This is a genomic window from Nonomuraea sp. WAC 01424 (genome assembly GCF_003947315.1).
Lineage (GTDB): Bacteria > Actinomycetota > Actinomycetes > Streptosporangiales > Streptosporangiaceae > Nonomuraea > Nonomuraea spiralis.
Map to the genome: position 1 here is coordinate 151,701 of NZ_QHHZ01000019.1, position 20,141 is coordinate 171,841.

Genomic DNA, 20,141 nt, shown 5'->3' on the forward strand with positions numbered 1-20,141 from the left:
ATGGCTTCTGTGCTGTATCGGCTCGGCCGGTTCTCCTTCCGCCGCCGAGGGCGTGTGCTGGCCGTCTGGCTGCTTCTGCTCGCCTTGCTGAGCGGGGCGGCCGCCGCCTTCATGGGTCCCACCACTGACAACTTCTCGATCCCCGGCACGGAGTCCCAGCGGGCGCTCGACTCCCTGCGGGTGCAGTTCCCGCAGGCCGGTGGCGTGACCGGAACCATCGTCCTCGCCGCGCCCGAAGGACGGGAACTGGACAAGGCCGCGGTCGCGGCCGTCGTGCGGGAGGCCGGTGGAGTCCCCGGTGTGATCGCCGCCATCGATCCCTTCACGGCCGGTTCGGTCACTCCGGACGGCCGCTACGCGTTGGTCCAGGTCCAGTTCGACACCCCGGCCGACGAGGTCAGCGCGGCGCAGCGTACGGCGTACGAGCAGGTCGGCGCCTCCGCGCGCGGGCTCCGGGCGGAGCACGGCGGCGAGATCATGAAGGCCGGAGGGGAGATCGGCTCCACTGAGGCGCTCGGTGTCCTGGTCGCCGCGGTGGTCCTCCTCATCACCTTCGGCTCCCTGGTGGCCGCCGGCATGACGCTGCTGAACGCGCTGATCGGCGTCGCGGCCGGGATGGCCGGGCTGTTCGCCCTCAGCGGGGTGCTGGAGCTGACCGGCACCGCGCCCATCCTGGCGTTGATGCTGGGGCTGGCCGTGGGCATCGACTACTCGCTGTTCATCACCTTCCGCTACCGGCAATACCTCGCCGAGGGCATGGAGGCGGAGGAGGCCGCCGGGCGTGCGATCGGCACCGCGGGTTCCGCCGTGGTCTTCGCCGGCGCCACCGTCGTCATCGCCCTGGCCGGCCTCGCCGTGGTCGGCATCCCCTTCCTGAGCGTCATGGGCCTGGCCGCGGCGGGCACCATCACCCTGGCCGTGCTGGTCGCCCTCACCCTGCTCCCCGCGATGCTCGGCTTCGCCGGCGCCCGCGTCCTGCCTCGCGGGCAGCGTGGCGGGCGGATGCCCGGCCACGGGCGCGAGGGCTTCGGGTACGGCTGGGGCCGGTTCGTCACCCGGCTGCGCGTCCCGATTCTGCTGGCCGGCGTTGTGGGGCTGGGCGCGCTGGCCCTGCCCGCCCAGGACATGCGCCTGGCACTGCCCGACGCCGGCACCGCGGCTTCCGGCTCGGCGGCCCGCGAGGCCCACGACCTGATCAGCGAGGGATTCGGGCCCGGCTTCAACGGCCGGCTGATCGCCGTCGTCTCCGGCGACGACGCCGAGGCCACCGGCACGGCCGCCGAGCAGGCCGCGCGGCTGATCGAGAGCACGGACGGTGTGCTCCACGTCTCCCCGCCGCAGCCCAATCAGCAAGGCACCACCGTACTGATGACCGTCATCCCCAAGGCCGGCCCCACCGACGCGGCCACCGAGGAGGCCGTGCGCTCCATCCGGGAGCGCGTGGCCGGTGTCCGGGGCGCCGACATCGCCCTGACCGGTGCCACCGCCATCGGCATCGACGTGTCGGCGAAACTCGCCGAGGCGATGCCCGTCTACCTGCTGCTCGTCGTCGGGCTGTCGATCCTGCTGCTGATGCTGGTCTTCCGCTCAGTGCTGGTGCCGCTCAAGGCGGCGCTGGGCTTCCTGCTCACCGTCGGCGCCACGTTCGGCATCACCGTGGCCATCTTCCAGCAGGGACACCTGGCCGACCTGTTCGGCGTCGACGTTCCCGGGCCGCTGGTGAGCTTCCTGCCGATCCTGCTCATCGGGATCCTGTTCGGGCTGGCCATGGATTACGAGGTCTTCCTCGTCTCCCGCATGCGTGAGGACTTCGTTCACGGCGACAGCCCGCAGCAGGCCACCGTCAACGGCCTGGGCCACAACGCCCGCGTCGTCACCGACGCCGCGGGGATCATGGCGGCCGTGTTCGGCGGTTTCGTGTTCATGGACGATCCGATCATCAAGTCCATCGGTTTCGCGCTGGCCGTCGGGGTGCTCGTCGACGCGTTCGTCGTCCGCCTGACCCTGGTGCCCGCCGCGATGTCGCTGCTCGGCCGCGCGGCCTGGTGGCTGCCCCGGCCCATCGACCGGGTCCTGCCGAATCTCGACATCGAAGGCGAGAGCCTGCGCGGGAACGAGGCCGACCGGCAGCGTGACGACTCCAGGAACGCCGTCAAGGTCTGACACCCGATCAAGTGGGCGAGGCCGCACGGGCTTCGCCCACGGTTCGGGCCAGGGCGGCGCTAGCCCTCGATGATCAGGTCGCGGCGCAGGATCCGGGTGAACGCGCCCATCGCCGCGACCATGTCGAAGGACTCGTCGAGCAGCCACTGCTCCTCAAGGCCGGTGATGGTGCCGATGATGAGCGATGCCACCGCGGTGGGGTCGGCATCCGCGCGTACGTGGCCGGCCGCGACGCCTTCCTTGACCACGGCGGCCAGATGGGCGCGGAACGTGCGGACGCGCTCCCGCGCCCATTCCAGCGCGATCTCCGGGATGTCGTTCGAGCCGAAAGCGCCGAGATGGCCCATGCGGGTGAGCTCGCGGTTCTGCCGGCTCCGCGTGACCATGTCGTACACGATCTCCAGGGTGCGGACCATGGCCGGCCCCTCGTACTCGCGGCCGACCTCGACCGCGTCGAAGGTCTGCCGGTCGCGTTCGGCGAGCACCTCGGCCAGCAGAGCTTCCTTGGTGGGGAAGTGATGCAGCAGGCCGGACTGGGTGATCCCGGCCTCCCTGGCGATGGCCGCGAGGGAGGTCCCCCGGTAGCCCTGTACCGCGAACAGCGTGAGGGCGGCGCTCACGATCTTGGCGCGCCGGGCGGCACCGGCTCGCTCGGCGTCATGCGTCTTCGCCATCCGTCGTTCCTGTCGTCCGGGTGCCTCGCTCGACGCAGGCGGACATGGTTGCGCAAGGCCCAATTTCTTCCGCGCCAGCCTACCGTTCACCCGTGTGGCCGGCCGCTCGGGAGGGCGCCTTGCCCCGTCAGCGCACCCTCTTGATCGGAAGAACCGCCAGAGCGCCCGCGCCCGCGACGATCGCCACCACGGGATACAACGCCGCGTACCCTCCGAAGATCGTGACGATGCCGCCGGCGGCGACGGGCGCGATCGTGTTCGGCAGGGTCGCGGCGATGTTGATCACGCCCAGATCCTTGGCGTGGTCGTCCTCACTGGGCAGGACCTCCGAGACGAGGGCCTGGTCCACCGAGATGAAGACGCCGAAGCCGATGGTCAGGACGACCGTCGAGATCATCAGACCGGCCACACTCGGCAAGATCAGCGGGAACAGCGCCGATGCGGCGATGATGAGCCCGCCGACCAGGACGATCGGCTTGCGCCGGCCCACACGGTCCGACAGGAGCCCGGACACCGCGATGGCGATGATGAACCCGGGCAGGCCCATCAGTCCGATCAGGGGAACCAGCCGCGCGGCCTCGGTGAGGCTCAGGCCGATGTACTCCTGGGCGATGTAGATGTTGAAGGTCTGCACCATGTAGTAGCCGCCGAAGATGAGCACGCGGCCCAGGAACGCCCAGAAGAAATCGGGATGGCGCAGGGGATTGACCCAGAACGCCTTGAGGAACGCCGGGACGGAGAACGCCGGCCGTGCCACACCGCGGTTGTCGGTGTCGGGATTGACCACGACGAACACCACGATGATCAGCAGGATGACGCCCGCGAAGCCGGCGTAGCCGACGGGGATGCGGGTGGCGAAGGCGGAAGCGAGGACCGGGCCCGCGATCGCCGCGGCGATCGCGCCGAGCCCGGTGAGCGTCGAGTACCGTCCGCGCAGCCGGGAGGGCACGCGGTCGGGCAGGATCGCCGCGAGCGGACCCTGGAAGGCGTTGAAGCCGAGTTGTACGGCCATCATGACCACGACCAGCTGAGTCACAGTCGTCGATAGTCCCGCGGTGATCAGCCCGACGGCGCCGATGAGGGCTCCGGCCAGCATCCATGGCGCGCGTGCGCCGAAGCGCGTACGGGTGCGGTCGGACAGGACGCCGACGAGCGGCTGGATGATCATCGCGGCGAGCGCGCTCATGGTGTTGACGATGGTCAGGTTCTCGACCTTGGCCGCGTTGTCGATGGCCTGCACCTGAAGCGCCAGGAAGTAGGCCGAGACGGCGTAGCCCAGTGGTGCGGCGGCGCTGACGAACGGCACGGTGACGAACAGCCGCCGCAGACCGCGGTCCTCCCGGCGCCGATCGCCGGGTCCGGACGACTCAGGAGGCGCGGGCGCGGTCGAAGAGACGCCGGCCGCGTGAGTCTGCGGCGGGGACTGGTGCGGGAGCCGCTCGTCCATCGTGATGTCCCTACGGCTCGACGCTGTCGTTCAGGGCATCGCCCGCGAGCCGCCACAGCTCCTCGACCTGGGACCGGAACCGGTCGTGGTCGTGCGCGGGAAGCGAGAAGACGAAGGGGGCGCCGCGCAGCATGCCTTCGACGGCGTCGCGCGCGACCTCACCGGGTTCGATGGCCATCGGGACGGTGCCCGTTCCGAACAACTCGGCCGCCGGGGGGCCGAACACGTCGGGCCGGTTGCGCTGGGAGTCGAGGATGCGGGTCGCCACCTGGCCGGGACACAGAATCGTGACGCCGATGCCGTCGGGCTCGAGTTCGGCCCGCAGCCCGAGTGAGAGGCCGACGATGGCGTGTTTTGTGGCGCTGTAGAGGGACGTGCCCTGCGGGTCGGGCAGGAAGGCATGGGTCGACGCGGTGTTCATCACGTGCCGCCACCCGGTCCGCTCGCGCATCCTCGGCAGGAAGGCATGCAGGCAGTTGAGCATGCCCTCGATGTTCACCGACGAGAGCCAGCGCCAGTCACCGAGCGACGATTCGGCGACCGTGCCGAAGGCGAGCACGCCCGCGTTGTTGCAGAGCACCTCGACGGAGCCGAACTCGGCGTAACTGGCCTGCACGAGGGCGTCGACCGACTCGGGGTCGGAGACGTCGACGCGAATGCCGAGCGCGGGAATCCCGCTCTCGCCCAGTTCGCGGGCGAGGCGCCGGGCGTCGGCGCCGTCTATGTCGGCCACGACGACCGACATCCCGCGCGCGCCGAGTTCGGCCGAGAGCGCGGCCCCGATGCCGCTGGCCCCACCGGTGATGACCGCCGTACGGCCGGCGAGTTGATCAGATCCAGGCATCGCGGTGTCCCTTGCTCGAAGCTGCCATGAATTTCGTCGGCGAGCCTACTGACTGATCAGTCGGTTTGCTAGCTCCGAGAATGCCGCGTGATCGCCTCGATACTCGTCCGTGATGGACGCCGCTCTCAAGCTGCCCGGCCGCGTGTCTACAACCTGTTCTCGTTTGCCGCTAGGGGTTGATCCTGGAGATCACGGACTCGGCGAAGCGCTCCAGCTTCTCGATCTTCCTGGCCAGCGGCTCGGTGTCGGGACCCTTCACGTACGGCCACCGGAAACCGACGATCAGGTCGGTGATCCCCTTGTCGGCCAGCCGCTTGACCCGGTCCGCGCTGTAGGCCTCGGAGGAGATCGCGTGTATCTCGAAAGGCCGGTCGGCCGTTCCCTCCTCGGCCCGCAGGGCGGCCAGCCTGGCCAGCAGCGCGTCCAGCGCGTCGGCGTCGCCGCCGCCGTGCATCCATCCGTCGCCGAGCCGGGCGGCCCGGCGCAGTGCCGCCTCGCTGTGCCCGCCGACCAGGATCGGAATCGGCTCGCTGGGCGCCGGGGACATCTTCACCGGCGGCAGGTCGTAGAACTCGCCATGGTGCTCGAAGTAGTCGCCGCTGGTCAGGCCGCGGACTACCGTGATGGCCTCGTCCATCCGCCTGCCGCGCCGCGACCACGGCACCCCCATCGCCGCGAAGTCCTCGGGCCATGGGCTGAGCCCCACGCCGAGGCCCAGCCGGTTGCCGGTCAGGCAGGCGATCGAACTCGCCTGTTTGGCGACCAGCACCGGCGGGCGAATCGGCAGCTTGAGCACAAACGTCGTGAACCGGATCGTCGAGGTCGCCGCTCCCATGGCCGCGGCCAGGACGAACGTCTCGATGAAGCTCTTGTCCTCCAGGAACTCCCGATCGCCGCCCAGGGCGTACGGGTAGCTCGCGTCGGACTCCTTCGGGTGGACGATCGAGTCCGCCACGGTGACGCTCGCGTATCCCGCCGCCTCGGCGGCCTGGGCCAGCGGGACGTAGTACGACGGGTCGGTCATGGACTCGGCATAGGTGAACCGCATAGAAGCGGAGCGTAATAGAACCTGTTCCACTTGAGAAGCGGAGAACGCCGCCACCATCCGAGCCTACGAGCGCGTGGGCTTCGTCCAGGAGGGCCGCAAGCGGGAGTCCTTCCTGACCGGGGGCAAGTTGTACGACTACCTGATGATGGGGTTGCTGGCGAGCGAGTTCACCGGCTGAGGGCGGCGCAGCGGGCGGTGGCGCGCGTTCAACGGGGAACGGCAGCCGCGACACCGTCGCGGCTGCCGTTGCCCGTCAGGTCAGTAGCGCGGGCTGAGGTTGAGGTTGATCGAGGTCAGCAGGGTCTCGGCCGTCGCGTACGCGGGCAGGTTGGCGGGCGTGCCCGGCAGGGCCAGCGTCGCCTGGGCGTGCCTGGCGGCCGCGGCCACCGTCGCGGTGCCCAGCTTGGTCGCGATCAGGGACTCGACGCGGGTGGAGGCGTTGACCCGCCGTTCCCCCAGGTTGAGGTAGACGGTCAGGAGCTCGGCCCTCAGCGGGGTCACCGGGTTCAGCAGTACCCGGCGTACCTCGGCGGGCGTCAGCACGCCGTCGGCGGCAGAGCCGTCGGCGCCGTCGAACCGGGTGTCGGTGGCCTGGACGCGGGCCAGCAGTTCGGCCGGCAGGCTGCCGGTGCGCAGCAGCCACAGTGCGGAGATCTGCGGGTTGCGGCCGGGCGGCTGCTCGGTGACGGTGCTGGTGGCCGTGGCGTTCGCGGCCGGGTAGGCGCAACCGCCCGCCCCGCCGTACGCGGCCGAGGCCCCGACCGTGACGGCGCTCCCGCCCGCCGTCAGCAGGCTCGTACGGACGGCGAACCGCGCGGTGCCCGACGCGCCCGCCGCCACCGTGCCCACCTCCTGGCGCAGGGTACGCGGTGAGACGCCGTCGGGCGCCTCCAGGGTGAGGACCACGCCGGTCGCCGGGGCGGAGCCGGTGTTGCGGTAGGTGACGGTGTACGTGAGCGTCTCACCCGCGCCGGCCGACGGCGTGCCCTCCACTGCGAGCGACAGGCGGGGGGTGTGGGCGGTGGTGTCCGCGGTGGCGCTGTTGTCGGTCAGCATCCAGTCGGGTTCGGATTGTCCGGCGGCGTCCTTGCCGGTGACCTTCACCCGGTTGGTCAGCACCTGGCCGTCGGTGACCGCGCACGGCACGGTGTAGGTCACCTTCTGCTCGGCGTGCCCGTCGGCGGGCAGGTCGGGCAGGGTACGGGTGACGTCCTGGCCGGTGGGCGGGGTGTCGGTGACGGAGACGGCGGTGGCGGCGCCGGGTCCGGCGTTGCCCGCGGTGATCGTGTAGGTGAGCTCGTCGCCGGGCAGGGCGTCGCTCTTGTCGACGGTCTTGGTCACGTTGAGGTCGGCCGCGGTGAGCCGCCGCAGGTCCACGGCGTCGATCTCGTCGGGGGGCGTGCCATGGACGCCGTCGGAGAACAGCGGGCTGCTGCTGAAGTCGTACACGAGACGGTCCCAGTCGGGACGGCTGACCAGTTGCTGTCCCGGCGTGGGCTGGTCGCACCCGGTGAACATGGTGAGGTGGTTGAGATCGACGGCGACCGAGCGCTCCAGCCGGGGGCCGCCGCTCGGCAGGAGGTCGACCTTCCAGTTGAGCTGCCCGTTGGCCGGGTCGTGGAACCAGAGGTTCGCCCCGTTGCCGCCCCAGATGATGAGCCGCGAGCCCGCGCCCGCCACGCCCGGCAGGGCCGTCTCGTCCAGCGCCGCCTCGTTCAGCGTCTGGACGTTGTCGAGGCGCTGGTAGTCCAGCGGCCGGTTGGGGTCGAGCTGCTGTCTGGCCGGCAGGGACGCCGCCGTGGCGAACTGCAGGGGGTAGTTCATCACGCTCAGATAGTTGGGCTTGCAGTTGATCAGGTCCACGCGTCCGTTGTCGGTACGGCCGCCGTGCCCGAGGCCGAAGGTGTGGCCGAGTTCGTGCAGCAGGGTGGCCTCCTCCGTGGCGGCGCGGCCGCCGAAGTCGGCCAGGTTCATCTGCGCGGCGAGCCGGCCGAGCGTGACGGTGAAGAGGTTGGCGCCGCGGTCGTCCAGCTCGGCCCGGCCGGAGGAGGTGTTGGGCACCGGGGTGTTGTTCGGCCCCGGCACGGTGGGCGGGTAGAGGCCGTTGGCGAAGATGCCGTAGCGGAAGTGCAGCCGCTTGAACAGCAGGATCTGCTCGCACAGCGGGCTGGAGCGGTCGGCGGACGTGCCGAAGTGGCCGTCCTCGCCGCCGTGCGCGCAGGTCAGGTCGGGGCTGCCCCACTTCAGATCGTCGAAGTCGGTCACGTTGGGGTCGCGGTCGTTCTCCAGGCGCAGCGCCTCGCTGTAGGGGACCTCCTCGTCGGGGATCAGGTGCAGTGCCAGGCCCTGCTGGCGGGTCGTGGGGTTGGTGACGGGGGCACGGGCGAAGACCTGCTCGACGGCGGGCAGCACGCCGTTCTGCGGTGCGAACCCCGTCATCCAGTCGATCTCCACGAACAGGTCGCGCCGCCGCGGGTCGGCCCACTGCTCCAGGTGCAGGTCGATGGTGCCGTCGTTGTCGAAGTCGAGGCCCCGGTACTCGGCGTAGTCGGTGAAGCTGTCGCCGTCGCCGTCCTCGAAGCTGTAGGGGCGGATGTCGTAGCAGACCTGGACGGGGTGGCCGTCGCCGCCACCTCTGGTGCAGCCGGTCGGGTCGGTGAGGTCGCCGGACAGCTTGCCGTTCACCAGGTTCAGTTTGATGCGGGCGGAGGTGTCGCCGCTCCTGGCCGAGATGTCGGCCACGTCGTCGCCGTTGGGGTCCACGCCCGGGTCCTCGTCCTTGATCTGTACGACGAGCTCGACCTCCGGCAGGGAGGTGGGGACGTCGGCGGTCAGCGTCCAGCCCTGCGGGGCGAACACCTGGGCCTTGTCGGGCACGACCGGCGTCGTCATCGATTGCGAGCCGATGGACAGGACCCCGTAGAAGTCCGGCGGGCCCATGCCGGCCGATTCGATGCCGGTGCCGTCGCAGGCGGACGCGCACTCGACCGACATGATGCGGATCGTCACGGGTTGCGTGGCCGCCGCCGCTTCGGCGTGCTCGACCGGCAGGGCCGCCAGGCCCGCCACCACCAGCCAGGCGGCGGCCAGCGGCCCGCCCCGTCGCGCCCAGGTTCCCATCTTTTGCTCCCTGCGTCGGCTGCTACCGGCCTTCAGGGTCAGGGAACGGGCGCATATGCGCATGAGTAGGCCCATGCTCATATGTCAGGTCATGTCTAGGCGCTACTCCTGGAGCCTCATGAGCTGCCACTGCGCGAACGAGCTGACCTCCTCGTCAGCCACCCTGGCGGCGAGCCGCAGCAGCGCCCCGTCGTCCTCGGCCATGCGCGTCGCGATCGCCGCGGCGAACAGGCGGGCCACCGGGTCGTCGCCCTCCAGCGCGGCGACGACCTCGCCCGGGTCGGGATCTTCGGTGTCGGAGGCGACGAGCCCGGCCGTGAGCCGTCCGATCTCGGGGTCGGCCAGCCGTGACAGCCCCGCCATGAGTTGTTCGGTCGAGGCCATCGCCAGGAAGTGCAGGACCTTCCACCGGATGGCGGTGTCGGAGGCCCGGCTCAGGGTGAGGGTTTGGGCGATGAGGTCGGCGTGCCGCTCGTCCGCGGCCAGCAGCACGAACTCGACGGCGTGGAACCGCACCTGATGCCGCTCGTGGGCCAGCAGTCCGGGAACCTCGTCCAGCAGCGGCGCGGCCTGCTCACCCAGCTCCGAAAGCAGCCAGGCCCCGGTCTGCACGGCGTCGTCGTCGCCGCTGCGCAACAGGATGCGCAGGTTCTCGACGGGATACCCGCCGAGCAGCTCGTCGAGCAGGTCGTTGGCGGCCTGGCCGAGAGCCTCGTCGTCGATGGGGCGGGCGAGGACGCGCGCCATCAGGTCGTCGCCCGTCTGTGTCTGCATCTCGCGTTATTTCCCCTCGTTGGCCTTGCGCTCAAGGTCGTTCAGGAGCTTCTGCTCGTTCTCCAGCCGGGCGGCGTGTCCGGGGTCCCGGCCGAGACGGGCCTCGTTCATCTTCCGCGTCAGGATGCTGTCCTTGACCTCGGCCGCCGCCTGTCTGGCCTGCTCCGGTGTCATCTTGCTGACGTCGTTGCTGTTGGGCAACCTGCCGTGCATGCGCTGCGCGGCGGAGTCGTAGCTCGCCGAGGCGTTCGCGTCGTAGCCGCCGCCCTTCCCGCCCTTGTTGCCACCGCCGCCGCCTCCGCGTCTGCGCCGGATCTGGAGCATGCCGTCGCGGGCGTGCGGCCGCTTCTCCATCTCCTTCATGATGCGGCGCATGGTCTCGGTCACCCGGCCGCTCAGCACCGGGGCCAGCCCCCTGGCGGTGCCCTCGGCGCCTTCGAGCGCCACCTTGCCCACGGCGTGGCGGGTCATCTGCATGCGTGCGAGGGCGAGCAGGCCGCCCGCCGCGCCGCCGAACAGCAGCGCCTGGGTGGCGGCGGTCAGTCCGTACGCGGCCTGCGTGCCCACGGCCACCTTGACCGCGCTGACCACGTTCGCGGTGCCGTCGAGGACGGTCGGCGCGACCTTCGCCGCGGAGGCGGCCTGGGAGATGTGGCCGCCGCCGTCGCCGACCTGGTTCCAATGGCTCGCCAGTTGCGTGGCCGAGTCGCCCTGGTAGACCTGCTGCGCGCCGCGAATCCGCTCGTCGGCCGACGCCCCCTGGGTCGACGACGCGGCGAGGACGACGCGCCAGTCGTCCGCCTCAAGGCGCCACTCGTCCTCGTTGTCGTTCGGCCAGGGGAAACCGATGAGGTTGAGGAAGCCCGCCACGTGCGGGTCGAGCGTCACCGCCATGCGGGGCTCTCGAAGCTCTCGATGGTGGCGCTCTCCGCCGCCTGGGTGTTCCTCGCCACCGTACGCAGTCCTTCGCCGGTCTCGGCGATCTGCCCGCCGATCCCCGTCAGCGCGCCGAGCGAGGTCTGCAGGCATTCGTTGTAGGAGGCGATGATGGTGGCGAACAGTCCCTCGCCGCCGAAGGTGCGGGCGCCGCTCCCTCGTTGCTGCAGCCGCATGACCGCGGCGTCGTAGTTCGCCCCATGTCCGGTGACGTACGTGCCGTCCCGTCCCAGCGCCCCCGTGGCGATCTCAAATCCCGTCATGTCCAGAAAGCATATCCAGTCAAATCCGGCACAGACGTTTACCTCTACACTGAACGTTCACTCGATTGGCTGCCGGAGGTCGACATGCGTTCACCAGCGCCGCAGGACGACGCCGAGTACCTGCACCAGTACGTCGCCCAGAGCCGCCGTGCCATCCAGGCGCTGCACGACGCCCGGTCGTCCATCGATCAGGTGGAGGGCCGCGCGCAGAGCGACGACGGGCTGGTCGAGGCGTCCGCCGACGGTCACGGCGTCCCCACCCGCCTGCGCATCGACCCCCGGGCGCTGCGGCTCGACGAGGCCGCGCTCGGCAGGAAGACCGCCGAGGTGCTGCGGGCCGCGCAGGACGACGCCGGGCGGCAGGCGCGGGAGATCGCCGACGGGGTGCGGGACGCCACCGGCGCCGTTCCGGCGCCTCTGGACGAGACCTTCGTACGTGCGCGGGTCGAGCAGGCAATCAACGACCTTTACTAGGAGGCCGAGCGTGTTCGGGCCGGAGATCGACCCCGCCAACATCAGCGAACGTGAGCTGGACGAGGCCGCCCGCCAAGGCGAGCGCATGCTGGCCTGGCTGGAGTCGGCGCAGGAGGAGTTGCGGGCCGTCGTCGGCACCGGAGAGGGGCCGTCGGGCCACGTACGGGTGACCGTCGACGCGGACGGACGCGTCCTCGACGTGCGCTACGACCAGCGCGCCCTGCGGCTGGGCGGCCAGGACCTGGCCGAGGAGACACTCGCGGCGGTACGGGCGGCGGCCGCCGACGGCCGGCGGCGCACCCACGACCTCATGCGCGAGGCCGTCCCCGGCTACGACCCGGACCGGACGCAGGCCGAGCTGGAACGGCTGCTCGGCAGCGAGCGGGCATGAACAGCCGGTCCAGAGTCCGTTTTCACCGGCCTGTGGCTGAGCGCGGCCCGGAGGCCGCGGGCTGTCCCGGGCGGCGTCCCCATGCCGAGATCAGCGGCGCGAGGGTGAGGTCGAGCTCGCCGGCATCGACGGCGGCCAGGTGCGCGTCGATCTCGGCGTCGTCGGCCAACCCGGCGGCGAGCAGCTCGGCGCGGACCATGCGCACCGTCGCGGTCTCCAGCCGGTCGCAGGCCACCCCGCCGACCGGGAAGCAGCCGGCCGCCGTGACATCGACCAGGCCGGCCGTACGCAACGCCCGCGGCAGCGTACGGCCGTAGCGCAGGTCGGCGCCGCGGCGGGTCAGCAACTCCCGCACGGCGCGCCGCAGCCGGTTGGCGCGCTGCTGCGCCGGGCCGACCTCGTCGAGGCAGGCCAGCGGCTGCAGTTCGGTGTCGGCGTCCTCGACCAAGAGCCAGCCACCGGGACGCAGCGCCGCCACCATCGTCGCCAGCGCCCGGGCACGGTCGGGTACGTGGACGAGCACGAGCCGGGCGTGTACCAGGTCGAACGTGCCTGGCTGCGGCGGCGGGTCCCCGACGACGTCGTGCCGGCGCACCTCGTACCGGCCGTGCGGGTCCAGCCAGGCCGGATTGATGTCCGTGGCCAGCACGTAACCGGTCGGTCCGACGGCCGTGGCGAGTGCCTCGGGGATGCCGGGGCCTCCGGCACCGACTTCCCAGCAGCGCCAGCCCGCCTTCACTCCGAGCCGGTCGAAGTGCCCTCGTGTGACACCGTCGAACAACTCGGCCAGCCAGGTGAACCGCTCGCCCGCCTCCACCCGGGCGTTGTCGAGCAGATAGCGGTGGTCCGGCTCGGACCCGGGGGCGGCGAGGGGCTGCGATGAACTCATGCCTGCATTCTCACGATCTTCCGCGTGCTGTGTCAGCATGAAGGGGTACCTCACGTCTGATGGAGGCATGTCCTTCGCATTCGGGTGAGGTTCCAAGGCCTGTCGTCCACGCGGTCGATCTGACACGTACGTTCGGCCGCCAGGGTTCGCGCGACAGCGGAGCCGCCTGCTCTTGCCAGGGCGCGGACGCAGGCCGATCCTGGAGCGGGGCCGCGCGACCGGCGGGGGACGAATTATGTCTCGACACACAGCATCCGTAGCCGTCACCTGTGTGCTGATCGGCGGCCTGATCTCGGGCTGCGACCAGAGCGACTGCGCCTCGAAGGCGATCGCCGGCGTCTACGAGGCCTATTCGCCCATCGTGCTCGCCGTCCTGCCTGAGGTGGTGCCGAAGGCGATCCCGGGGATCGCGGTCAGTCTCGGCCTGTTCGCGGCGGACGCCCTGGCGCGATACCTCATCGAGCACGCGGTACCGAAGGACAGGACGTGGCTGCTGATCGAGCAGACACTCCACGGGCAGCGGCGGACGAGCGTGTTCGAGCTCGGCACCGATCACGAGCTCAAGGTCAGCGTGAACGGCGCGCAGCTCAAGCACGTGGACCTCTACGTCAAGGAACGGCAGATCAAGGTGATCATCCCGCGCGGCACCGCGGCGGAGGTCACCGTCACCGACGCCGGGAACGGCGACGAGGTCGCGGTGCGCGGCACCGTCCCCGGCGACCTGGACGGCTCCCTCGACCTCGACACGGGCCACACCTCGCCGGACGACTCGCCCGAAGCCCGAGCGGCGGACATCCGGGTCGAGACGTTCGGCTTCGACGTAGGTCCGAAGCTGGTCAACGGGGCGGCGGCCGCCCGGTTCGCCGGGCCCGGCCGGCCGACGCTGCACGCCTGCATGTCCATGCCCTCCACGGCCTGGACGAACGAGTTCCAGGACTGGCAGTCGGGAACCCAGGACCGCTCCTGGTGCGTCAGGACCAACGCCGGGCACTACGGCCTCGCCGTTCCGAAGCAGACCGACGTCTTCTGGATCGGCTCCGCCGCGGACGCCGGTGCCGTCTCCTACCTGCTCTGGGCCCAGCCCGGCCTGCCCGCGGCCCCTGCCACCGCCGTCCCCGGAGCGCGGACCGACGGGTGCTGACCCGGGCATGAGCACACGCCGCCGTGCGGCCGTCGGTGAAGACGTCCGGACCGGCACCCAACCCGTGGAAGGGCAAGGTCCCCGGCCCGATCCGGGCCGCGATCCACCGGGCCGAGAAGATCGCCCCGGTGGAGGTACGCCCGGCCGCGTACTCGGAGAGCGAACTGAGCGCGGCCTCCGACCGGCTCTGGGCCGCCTCTGGCACCGGGAAGGGTGGCCGCGTCCACGCCGTCCAGATGCCGTTCGACGGCAGCGGCCTCACCGCGGCGGTCGAGGAGAAGGACAAGTCCCTCGTACGGCAGGCGCTGCCGGACGTGGGGGTCCCGGTCCAGGTGGTCGCGCAGGAGCCGCTGCAGCTCACGTCCCGCTGTGACGACAACGTCCCCTGGTACGGCGGCGTGGCGATCGCCAACGACACCTTCGGCGGCGTCGCCGGCTGCGGCGGGAGCCCCGTCCTGCGCTACAACTGCACCGGCGGCTTCCCCGTGTACATCGGCTCGACCCGCTACCTGCTGACGGCCGGGCACTGCGGCGCTCCCGGCGACGTGTTCAGTGACGGCGCGGGCCAGGTCATCGGCGTCGCCGAGCAGGAGAACGTCGCCCACGACCTCCTGCTCATCCGCATCACCGGCCTCGTGGGCACGGGCAAGGGCAAGGGCAGGATGTGGGACGGCACCCCCGGCGTCAATGACTTCACCAAGCCGGTGGTCGGATGGGGATTCACCTACTTACGGCAACCAGGAGTGCTACAGCAACATGGTCTCGGCCAAGCAGCGGGTCGACAGCTCCAACAGCGGCGACAGCGGAGGCCCGGTCTTCGAGCTGACCGGCGGCGACGCCCAGGTCCGCGCGATGGGCACGGTTACGGGCAGCATCACCAAGGACTGGATCATCACCAGGGACCAGTGGTTGTTGTTCCAGGAGTTCGCCACCGCCGTCCGGGACTTCCCCGGCCTCGAACCGGCACTCGACCTCGGTCCCGACCCCGTGTAGCCCACGGCCTCGACACTCTGCGGATCGCCGGTCAGCCGCGCCCCGGTGGTGCGGTCGATGACTGCTGCCGGCGCCGGCGACAACCAGGATCTTGACGGTTACTGTTCTCCCTTCGTGTCGGTCCAGTCGAAGCAGAGCGCTCCGGCCGGTGCGCCGCCGTCCCGCAGGCGTGCGTAGACGGCTGCCGCGTCCTTGGGGGACACCCGTTCGGAGATCATTCCGGCGGTTCGGAACGTGCCGGAGGCGAGGCGGCGGAAGTACAACCCGGTCACCGCGTCGCGGTTGAGCGGGCCGGCTGACGGGTCGTCGGAGACGAGGTCGGCGTGCGCCCCGAGGATGGTCAGCGAGTTGCTGACCACGCCGGGGCCGAGCATCTGCCGGGACGGCGTGGGCGTGTCGCCGAGAAGGACGACACGGCCCAGCGTGCGGGCCAGCCGTACCGCCTGGGAGAGTACGGCGGGGTTGCCGGTGACGTCGAAGACCACCTCGGCGAGTCGGCCGCCGGTCAGGTCGGCGACGGCGGCGCGGGCGTCGGCGGCGGTGGCCGCGAGCAGGTCGCTCGCCCCGCTCGCTCGCGCCAGGTCGAGCCGCCTGGCATCGGTGTCGACGGCGACGACGCGGGCGGCTCCATGCGCGACCGCGTACTGGACGACCAGCTGACCCACCGGGCCGAGTCCCAGGACCACGACGGTCTCGCCCAGGGTGATCGCGGCTCTGGCGGTGCCCGCCGCCGCGGTGACGACGAGGGGGACCCACACCGCCTCCTCGTCCGTCACGCCGCCGGGCAGCAGCCGGACCTCGCGCTCGGTGAGTGTGACCAGTTCCTGGTGGGGCGCGTAACTCTGCACGCGGTCACCGGGCCGCAACGACGTGACGCCTTCGCCGACCGCCTCCACGATCCCGGCCATGCTGTACCCGGGCCGGAACGGGTAACGCACCCACTCCTCCCAGTTGGTGTCCGGGTCGAACTCGCCGCGCAGGCAGGCCAGCTCGGTGCCGGGGCTGATCAGTGACAGCGTGGTGCGGCACAACACTTCGCCGAAGCCCGGAGGGGTGACGTCCTCGCGCGCCACTCGCACCTCGCCCGGTTTCGGGAACTCCACGAACAACGACCTCATTGGTCCCTCCCAAAGTGTCCGGTCTGCCCGCGGCCCGCGCTCGCGCGTGGGCGGTTCATGCGAGTTCGTCCATGCGAACGAAGCGGGCGCCGGCCGCGCGCAGCCCGTCGATGACCAGCGGCAGAGCACGGCCGGTGGCCTTGGTCCATGGATGGAGCAGCACCACGGTGCCGTCGCCGTGCGCGGTGGCCTGCTCGATGACCAGGCGGGCGACGCTCGGTCCGGTGGCCTTTCCGCGCCAGTCGAACGGGTCCACGTGCCAGCTCGTCTCCTGGTAGCCGAGCCGGTCCAGTGCGGACCGGACGGCCGGATCCTCGCTGCCGTCGCCGAACGGGCAGCGGAACCAGGGACGCGGGTCGTGGCCGGTGGCGCGGCGGATGGCGCGTTGGGCGAGCTGTACGTCCTGCTTGAAGGCCTTGGGCGACAGCCAGCTCATCGGCGCGTGGTGATGGGAGTGGTTGCCGATCAGGTGCCCGCGGGCGGCCAGGTCCTCGGCCAGCGAGGGGTTCGCCTGGGCCCAGCGCCCTTGGACGAACATGGTCCCCACGGCCTCGCGCTCGGTGAGCGTTTCGAGCACGTGCCGGGTGCCGTCCGGGTGGGCGGGCCGGTCGCCGTGCTCGACGTCGAAGGTCAGCGCCACTCGCCAGGGCGCCGGTCGGGTTCGGGGCGACTTCGTCACGCCTTGTACCTGCCTCTGCTTCGGGGGGTGCCGCCTTGACGGAGCTTGACAGAGGTAGCGGCTGTGATCAGTGTTGCTGACAACATTGTCATCAAACAACTGCTTGGCAGATTCCGGAAGAAAGCGAACACCCGATGGCGCGCTATCGGCTTGAGGCCGGTCCGATTCCCCTCCACCACCAGGTCTACCTGGACCTGAGCACCGCGCTCGACCAGGGGGAATGGCAGGCGGGAGACCGCTTGCCACCGGAAAGAGAGCTGGCCCGCCGCTACGGATGCAGCCTCATCCCCGTACGGCGGGCCCTGGCCGAACTGGCCCGCGAAGGCCGCCTGGAGCGCACCCGCGGACGTGGCACGTTCGTCCTGCATTCCCGGCTGGAGGTCGACATGGGCACCAGCCAGAGCTTCGCCGACCTCATGCACATGCACGGCATGGACCCGGACACCAGGCTGGTCGGGTCCGGGATCGAGAGGCCGGGGGAGATGGTCGCCGCCGCACTGGCCCTGGCCGCCGGCGCGCAGGTCATCTACCTTGAGCGCCTGCGCATCGCCAACGGCGAGCCGCTGATTCTGGAGCAGGTCTACCTGCCGGCCGACCGCTTCGCCGGGCTGCTCGACCATGACCTCGAACGCAACTCCCTCTACAGCCTGCTGGCCGAGCACTACGGGGCCAGGATCGTACGCGCCCGCGAGGTCATCGAGCCGGTACGGCTGCGCGCCCACGAGGCCCACCTGCTCGACCAGCCGGTGGAACGCCCCGCCATGCTCGTCGAGGGGGTCGCCTTCGGCCCCGGCGACGAGCCCATCGAATTCACCCGCAGTTACGTGAGAGGCGACCGCGCCCGCCTCTCCTTCGAACTCTCCATCGCTCGCCCCCCAGACCCCAGCATCGGGAGAGACATGTGAATCGGTTGTCGCGCGCCCTGGTCGCGATCGTCTTAGCCGTGGCACTGGCCGCCTGCGGATCCGCCTCCCCGCCGAGCGGTGACGCCGCGGCGGTGGAGCTGCGCTGGTACTGCTGTCTCGGCACCGGCGAGCAGGCCGAACAGGTCAAGGCGCAGCAGAAGGTGATCGAAAAGTTCCACGCCGGCCAGCGCAGGATCAGGGTGAAGCTCGAGGTCGTCCCGTACAACTCCGCCCGCGACACGCTCGCCACCCAGATCGCCTCCGGCAACGGGCCCGACCTCGCCGGTCCCGTCGGTGTCGGCGGCGCCGCCGCCTTCCACGGCCAGTGGCTCGATCTGGCTCCCCTCATCAAGTCCAGCGGCTTCGACCTCAGCCCGTACGCCAAGGGCAGCGCCGACCTCTACCGGATCGGCTCCGTGCAGGAGGGAATCCCGTTCGCGATCTACCCGTCGACCCTGTACTACAAGGCCGACATGTTCGAGGAGGCCGGTCTGGCCGAGCCGCCGCACAAGTACGGCGAGAAGTACACCTGGCCCGACGGCCGCCAGAGCGAGTGGAACTACGACACGCTCAGGGAACTGGCCCTCAGGCTCACCGTCGACAAGAACGGGAAAGACGCCACCCAGGCGGGATTCAACCCCGGCGAGATCGTGCAGTACGGCTTCGAGCCGGCCCGCGACGACCTGCGCTACCAGGGCGCCGCCTTCGCCGCCGGATCACTGGACACGGGCGACGGCAAGACCGTGAAGATCCCCGACGCCTGGGCCGACGCCTGGCGCTTCTTCTACGACGGCATGTGGAAGGACCGGTTCATCATGACCGGCCCCGTCTTCGACTCCGAGCAGTTCAACGGGGACGGCGCCGCCTTCTTCTCCGGGCACGTCGCGATGAGCGTCAACTTCCTGTGGTCCACCTACGGCGTGGCCGGCGCCGGCGACGACTGGGACCTGGCCGCGATGCCCTCGTACGACGGCAGGACCACCTCACCCACCAGCGCGGACACCTTCCGGATCCTGGCCGGCAGCAAGCACCCCGCCGAGGCCTTCGAGTTCCTGACGTACCTGGTCGGACCGGCCGCCCAGGAACTGCTCTCCGCGTACGGCGCGATGCCCGCCCGTACCGCCTACCAGGACGCCTTCTTCGCCAAGCTGGCCGGGCAGTTCACCAACAAGGTCGACTGGCAGGTCGTCAAGGACAGCGTGGCGTTCGCCGACAACCCGCACTCGGAGTCGTACACGCCCAAGTACAACCAGACGCTCACCATCCTCGGCACCTACCGGAGCCGCTGGATGACCAAGGGCGGGCTCGACATGAACGCCCAGCTCAAGGAGATGCGCGAGGAGATCCAGGCGGCGTGGAACCGCTCATGAGAGGCGAGGCGATGTCCCGGGTGGCCCGCCGGGAGGCCCGGTACGGATTCCTGTTCGTCCTTCCGTGGATCATCGGGTTCCTCGCGTTCACGGCGCTTCCGATGGCGGCCACGTTCGTCTTCACCTTCCTCAACATCTCGCTGGCCGAGCAGGAGCCGCTCATGTTCGTCGGCCTGGCGAACTACCAGCGGCTCTTCGCCGACCAGCAGGCGTGGGCCTCGCTGTGGGTGACCGCCCGCTTCGCCCTGCTCTGGCTGCCGCTGGTCATCGCCTTGCCGTTCCTGCTCGCGGTCGCGGTCAACAGCAAGTACGTGCGCGGCGCCGGGCTGTTGCGGGTGCTGCTGTTCATGCCGTACGTGGTGCCGTTCGTGGCCGGCGCGCTGATCTGGCAGAACATGCTGGTCGACGACGGATGGATCAACACCGCGCTGCGCCTGCTCGGCGTGGGCGACCCGCCGAGCTGGCTGAGCGACCCCGCCTGGGTGATCCCCGGGCTCGTCATGATCGGCCTGTGGGGGTTGGGCTCGGGCATCATCATCAACCTGGCGGGGTTGCGCGGCATCCCCACCGAGTTGTACGACGCCGCCCGCCTCGACGGCGCCGGATGGTGGCGCCAGTTGTGGCACGTGACGATCCCGATGATGTCACCGGTGATCTTCTACACGATGATCCTCGCGGTCGTCGAGGTCATGCAGTACTTCCTCGTCCCGCTGGTGCTCTTCGACGGCAGCGGCGACCCCGGCGGCGCGACCCGCTTCTTCAACCTCTACCTGTACCAGACCTTCTTCACCTATCAGGAGATGTCCTACGGCTCGACGCTGGCGTGGCTGCTGTTCGTCATCACCCTCGTCGTGACCCTGGTGCTGTTCCGGCTGTCCAGGCGCTGGGTCCACTACACGAGTGAAAGGTGAC

General features: G+C 70.5%; 19 protein-coding genes. 8 read left to right on the top strand and 11 right to left on the bottom strand.

Features of this window, described 5'->3' with window-relative positions; all coding sequences use genetic code 11:
- Entirely contained in the window at positions 1–2,163 is a 2,163-nt protein-coding gene (locus tag DMB42_RS42265; protein ID WP_125644964.1) for an MMPL family transporter, read from the top strand.
- Between the two features lie 59 nt (positions 2,164–2,222).
- Here DMB42_RS42265 and DMB42_RS42270 read toward each other — a convergent pair whose 3' ends face one another.
- The 8 genes from DMB42_RS42270 to DMB42_RS42305 form a co-directional block, all read right to left on the bottom strand.
- Positions 2,223–2,837 carry a TetR/AcrR family transcriptional regulator gene (locus tag DMB42_RS42270; RefSeq protein WP_125644966.1) on the bottom strand — a complete coding sequence of 205 codons (615 nt, stop codon included), beginning with the start codon at positions 2,835–2,837 and terminating at the stop codon, positions 2,223–2,225.
- Positions 2,838–2,964: 127 nt separating this feature from the next.
- Positions 2,965–4,284: an MFS transporter gene (locus tag DMB42_RS42275; protein ID WP_125644968.1), complete on the bottom strand. Its 1,320-nt coding sequence runs from the start codon at positions 4,282–4,284 to the stop codon at positions 2,965–2,967.
- Between the two features lie 10 nt (positions 4,285–4,294).
- On the bottom strand, positions 4,295–5,128 hold the full coding sequence (locus DMB42_RS42280) for an SDR family oxidoreductase (protein WP_125644970.1): 834 nt from the start codon (positions 5,126–5,128) through the stop codon (positions 4,295–4,297).
- 169 nt (positions 5,129–5,297) lie between these two features.
- A complete protein-coding gene (locus tag DMB42_RS42285; protein WP_125644972.1) occupies positions 5,298–6,176 on the bottom strand; it encodes a TIGR03619 family F420-dependent LLM class oxidoreductase in 879 nt (292 codons plus the stop codon).
- A gap of 258 nt (positions 6,177–6,434) precedes the next feature.
- A complete protein-coding gene (locus DMB42_RS42290; protein ID WP_125644974.1) occupies positions 6,435–9,296 on the bottom strand; it encodes an NEW3 domain-containing protein in 2,862 nt (953 codons plus the stop codon).
- Positions 9,297–9,398: 102 nt separating this feature from the next.
- Positions 9,399–10,070 (bottom strand): hypothetical protein, encoded by a 672-nt coding sequence (locus tag DMB42_RS42295; protein WP_125644976.1) that lies wholly within the window; start codon positions 10,068–10,070, stop codon positions 9,399–9,401.
- Positions 10,071–10,076: 6 nt separating this feature from the next.
- Positions 10,077–10,964 carry a hypothetical protein gene (locus tag DMB42_RS42300; RefSeq protein ID WP_125644978.1) on the bottom strand — a complete coding sequence of 296 codons (888 nt, stop codon included), beginning with the start codon at positions 10,962–10,964 and terminating at the stop codon, positions 10,077–10,079.
- Positions 10,955–11,269 (bottom strand): hypothetical protein, encoded by a 315-nt coding sequence (locus DMB42_RS42305; protein WP_185845151.1) that lies wholly within the window; start codon positions 11,267–11,269, stop codon positions 10,955–10,957. Before DMB42_RS42305 ends, DMB42_RS42300 begins: the two co-directional genes overlap by 10 nt.
- An 84-nt stretch (positions 11,270–11,353) precedes the next feature.
- On the opposite strand from DMB42_RS42305, the gene DMB42_RS42310 reads away from it, so the two are divergent.
- Both DMB42_RS42310 and DMB42_RS42315 read left to right on the top strand, forming a co-directional pair.
- A complete protein-coding gene (locus DMB42_RS42310; protein WP_185845152.1) occupies positions 11,354–11,743 on the top strand; it encodes a YbaB/EbfC family nucleoid-associated protein in 390 nt (129 codons plus the stop codon).
- Between the two features lie 10 nt (positions 11,744–11,753).
- Positions 11,754–12,134, top strand: coding sequence for a YbaB/EbfC family nucleoid-associated protein (locus DMB42_RS42315; protein WP_125644984.1), 381 nt, complete (start codon positions 11,754–11,756; stop codon positions 12,132–12,134).
- Between the two features lie 22 nt (positions 12,135–12,156).
- On the opposite strand, the gene DMB42_RS42320 is transcribed toward DMB42_RS42315, so the two are convergent.
- The gene (locus DMB42_RS42320; protein WP_125644986.1) at positions 12,157–13,023 is read right to left on the bottom strand and encodes a methyltransferase domain-containing protein; all 867 of its coding nucleotides are present in this window, start codon (positions 13,021–13,023) and stop codon (positions 12,157–12,159) included.
- 235 nt (positions 13,024–13,258) lie between these two features.
- On the opposite strand from DMB42_RS42320, the gene DMB42_RS42325 reads away from it, so the two are divergent.
- On the top strand, positions 13,259–14,164 hold the full coding sequence (locus tag DMB42_RS42325; protein ID WP_125644988.1) for a hypothetical protein: 906 nt from the start codon (positions 13,259–13,261) through the stop codon (positions 14,162–14,164).
- A 23-nt stretch (positions 14,165–14,187) separates the two neighbouring features.
- Complete coding sequence (locus DMB42_RS42330; RefSeq protein ID WP_125644990.1) at positions 14,188–15,252, top strand: hypothetical protein; 1,065 nt, start codon at positions 14,188–14,190, stop codon at positions 15,250–15,252.
- Positions 15,253–15,255: 3 nt separating this feature from the next.
- Here DMB42_RS42330 and DMB42_RS42335 read toward each other — a convergent pair whose 3' ends face one another.
- Positions 15,256–16,275, bottom strand: coding sequence for a zinc-binding dehydrogenase (locus tag DMB42_RS42335; RefSeq protein WP_125644992.1), 1,020 nt, complete (start codon positions 16,273–16,275; stop codon positions 15,256–15,258).
- 55 nt (positions 16,276–16,330) lie between these two features.
- Positions 16,331–16,954, bottom strand: coding sequence for a polysaccharide deacetylase family protein (locus DMB42_RS42340; RefSeq protein ID WP_185845153.1), 624 nt, complete (start codon positions 16,952–16,954; stop codon positions 16,331–16,333).
- A gap of 134 nt (positions 16,955–17,088) precedes the next feature.
- On the opposite strand from DMB42_RS42340, the gene DMB42_RS42345 reads away from it, so the two are divergent.
- Genes DMB42_RS42345 through DMB42_RS42355 form a run of 3 tightly spaced genes read left to right on the top strand, consistent with a single transcriptional unit; the run spans position 17,089 to position 20,140 of the window.
- A complete protein-coding gene (locus DMB42_RS42345; protein ID WP_125644996.1) occupies positions 17,089–17,859 on the top strand; it encodes a GntR family transcriptional regulator in 771 nt (256 codons plus the stop codon).
- A complete protein-coding gene (locus tag DMB42_RS42350) occupies positions 17,856–19,229 on the top strand; it encodes an ABC transporter substrate-binding protein (protein ID WP_185845154.1) in 1,374 nt (457 codons plus the stop codon). The genes DMB42_RS42345 and DMB42_RS42350 overlap by 4 nt, the downstream gene beginning before the upstream one ends.
- Positions 19,214–20,140: a carbohydrate ABC transporter permease gene (locus tag DMB42_RS42355; protein ID WP_125645000.1), complete on the top strand. Its 927-nt coding sequence runs from the start codon at positions 19,214–19,216 to the stop codon at positions 20,138–20,140. The genes DMB42_RS42350 and DMB42_RS42355 overlap by 16 nt, the downstream gene beginning before the upstream one ends.
- Position 20,141: the final 1 nt, after the last annotated feature.

What these genes read in the sequence shown, in the direction of transcription:
- DMB42_RS42305 (WP_185845151.1), bottom strand. Translation starts at nt 11,269, where the DNA reads ATGACGGGATTTGAGATCGCCACGGGGGCGCTGGGACGGGACGGCACG.
- DMB42_RS42300 (WP_125644978.1), bottom strand. Translation starts at nt 10,964, where the DNA reads ATGGCGGTGACGCTCGACCCGCACGTGGCGGGCTTCCTCAACCTCATC.
- DMB42_RS42310 (WP_185845152.1), top strand. Translation starts at nt 11,354, where the DNA reads ATGCGTTCACCAGCGCCGCAGGACGACGCCGAGTACCTGCACCAGTAC.
- DMB42_RS42280 (WP_125644970.1), bottom strand. Translation starts at nt 5,128, where the DNA reads ATGCCTGGATCTGATCAACTCGCCGGCCGTACGGCGGTCATCACCGGT.
- DMB42_RS42295 (WP_125644976.1), bottom strand. Translation starts at nt 10,070, where the DNA reads ATGCAGACACAGACGGGCGACGACCTGATGGCGCGCGTCCTCGCCCGC.
- DMB42_RS42275 (WP_125644968.1), bottom strand. Translation starts at nt 4,284, where the DNA reads ATGGACGAGCGGCTCCCGCACCAGTCCCCGCCGCAGACTCACGCGGCC.
- DMB42_RS42265 (WP_125644964.1), top strand. Translation starts at nt 1, where the DNA reads ATGGCTTCTGTGCTGTATCGGCTCGGCCGGTTCTCCTTCCGCCGCCGA.
- DMB42_RS42325 (WP_125644988.1), top strand. Translation starts at nt 13,259, where the DNA reads ATGTCTCGACACACAGCATCCGTAGCCGTCACCTGTGTGCTGATCGGC.
- DMB42_RS42335 (WP_125644992.1), bottom strand. Translation starts at nt 16,275, where the DNA reads ATGAGGTCGTTGTTCGTGGAGTTCCCGAAACCGGGCGAGGTGCGAGTG.
- DMB42_RS42345 (WP_125644996.1), top strand. Translation starts at nt 17,089, where the DNA reads ATGGCGCGCTATCGGCTTGAGGCCGGTCCGATTCCCCTCCACCACCAG.
- DMB42_RS42290 (WP_125644974.1), bottom strand. Translation starts at nt 9,296, where the DNA reads ATGGGAACCTGGGCGCGACGGGGCGGGCCGCTGGCCGCCGCCTGGCTG.
- DMB42_RS42320 (WP_125644986.1), bottom strand. Translation starts at nt 13,023, where the DNA reads ATGAGTTCATCGCAGCCCCTCGCCGCCCCCGGGTCCGAGCCGGACCAC.
- DMB42_RS42270 (WP_125644966.1), bottom strand. Translation starts at nt 2,837, where the DNA reads ATGGCGAAGACGCATGACGCCGAGCGAGCCGGTGCCGCCCGGCGCGCC.
- DMB42_RS42285 (WP_125644972.1), bottom strand. Translation starts at nt 6,176, where the DNA reads ATGCGGTTCACCTATGCCGAGTCCATGACCGACCCGTCGTACTACGTC.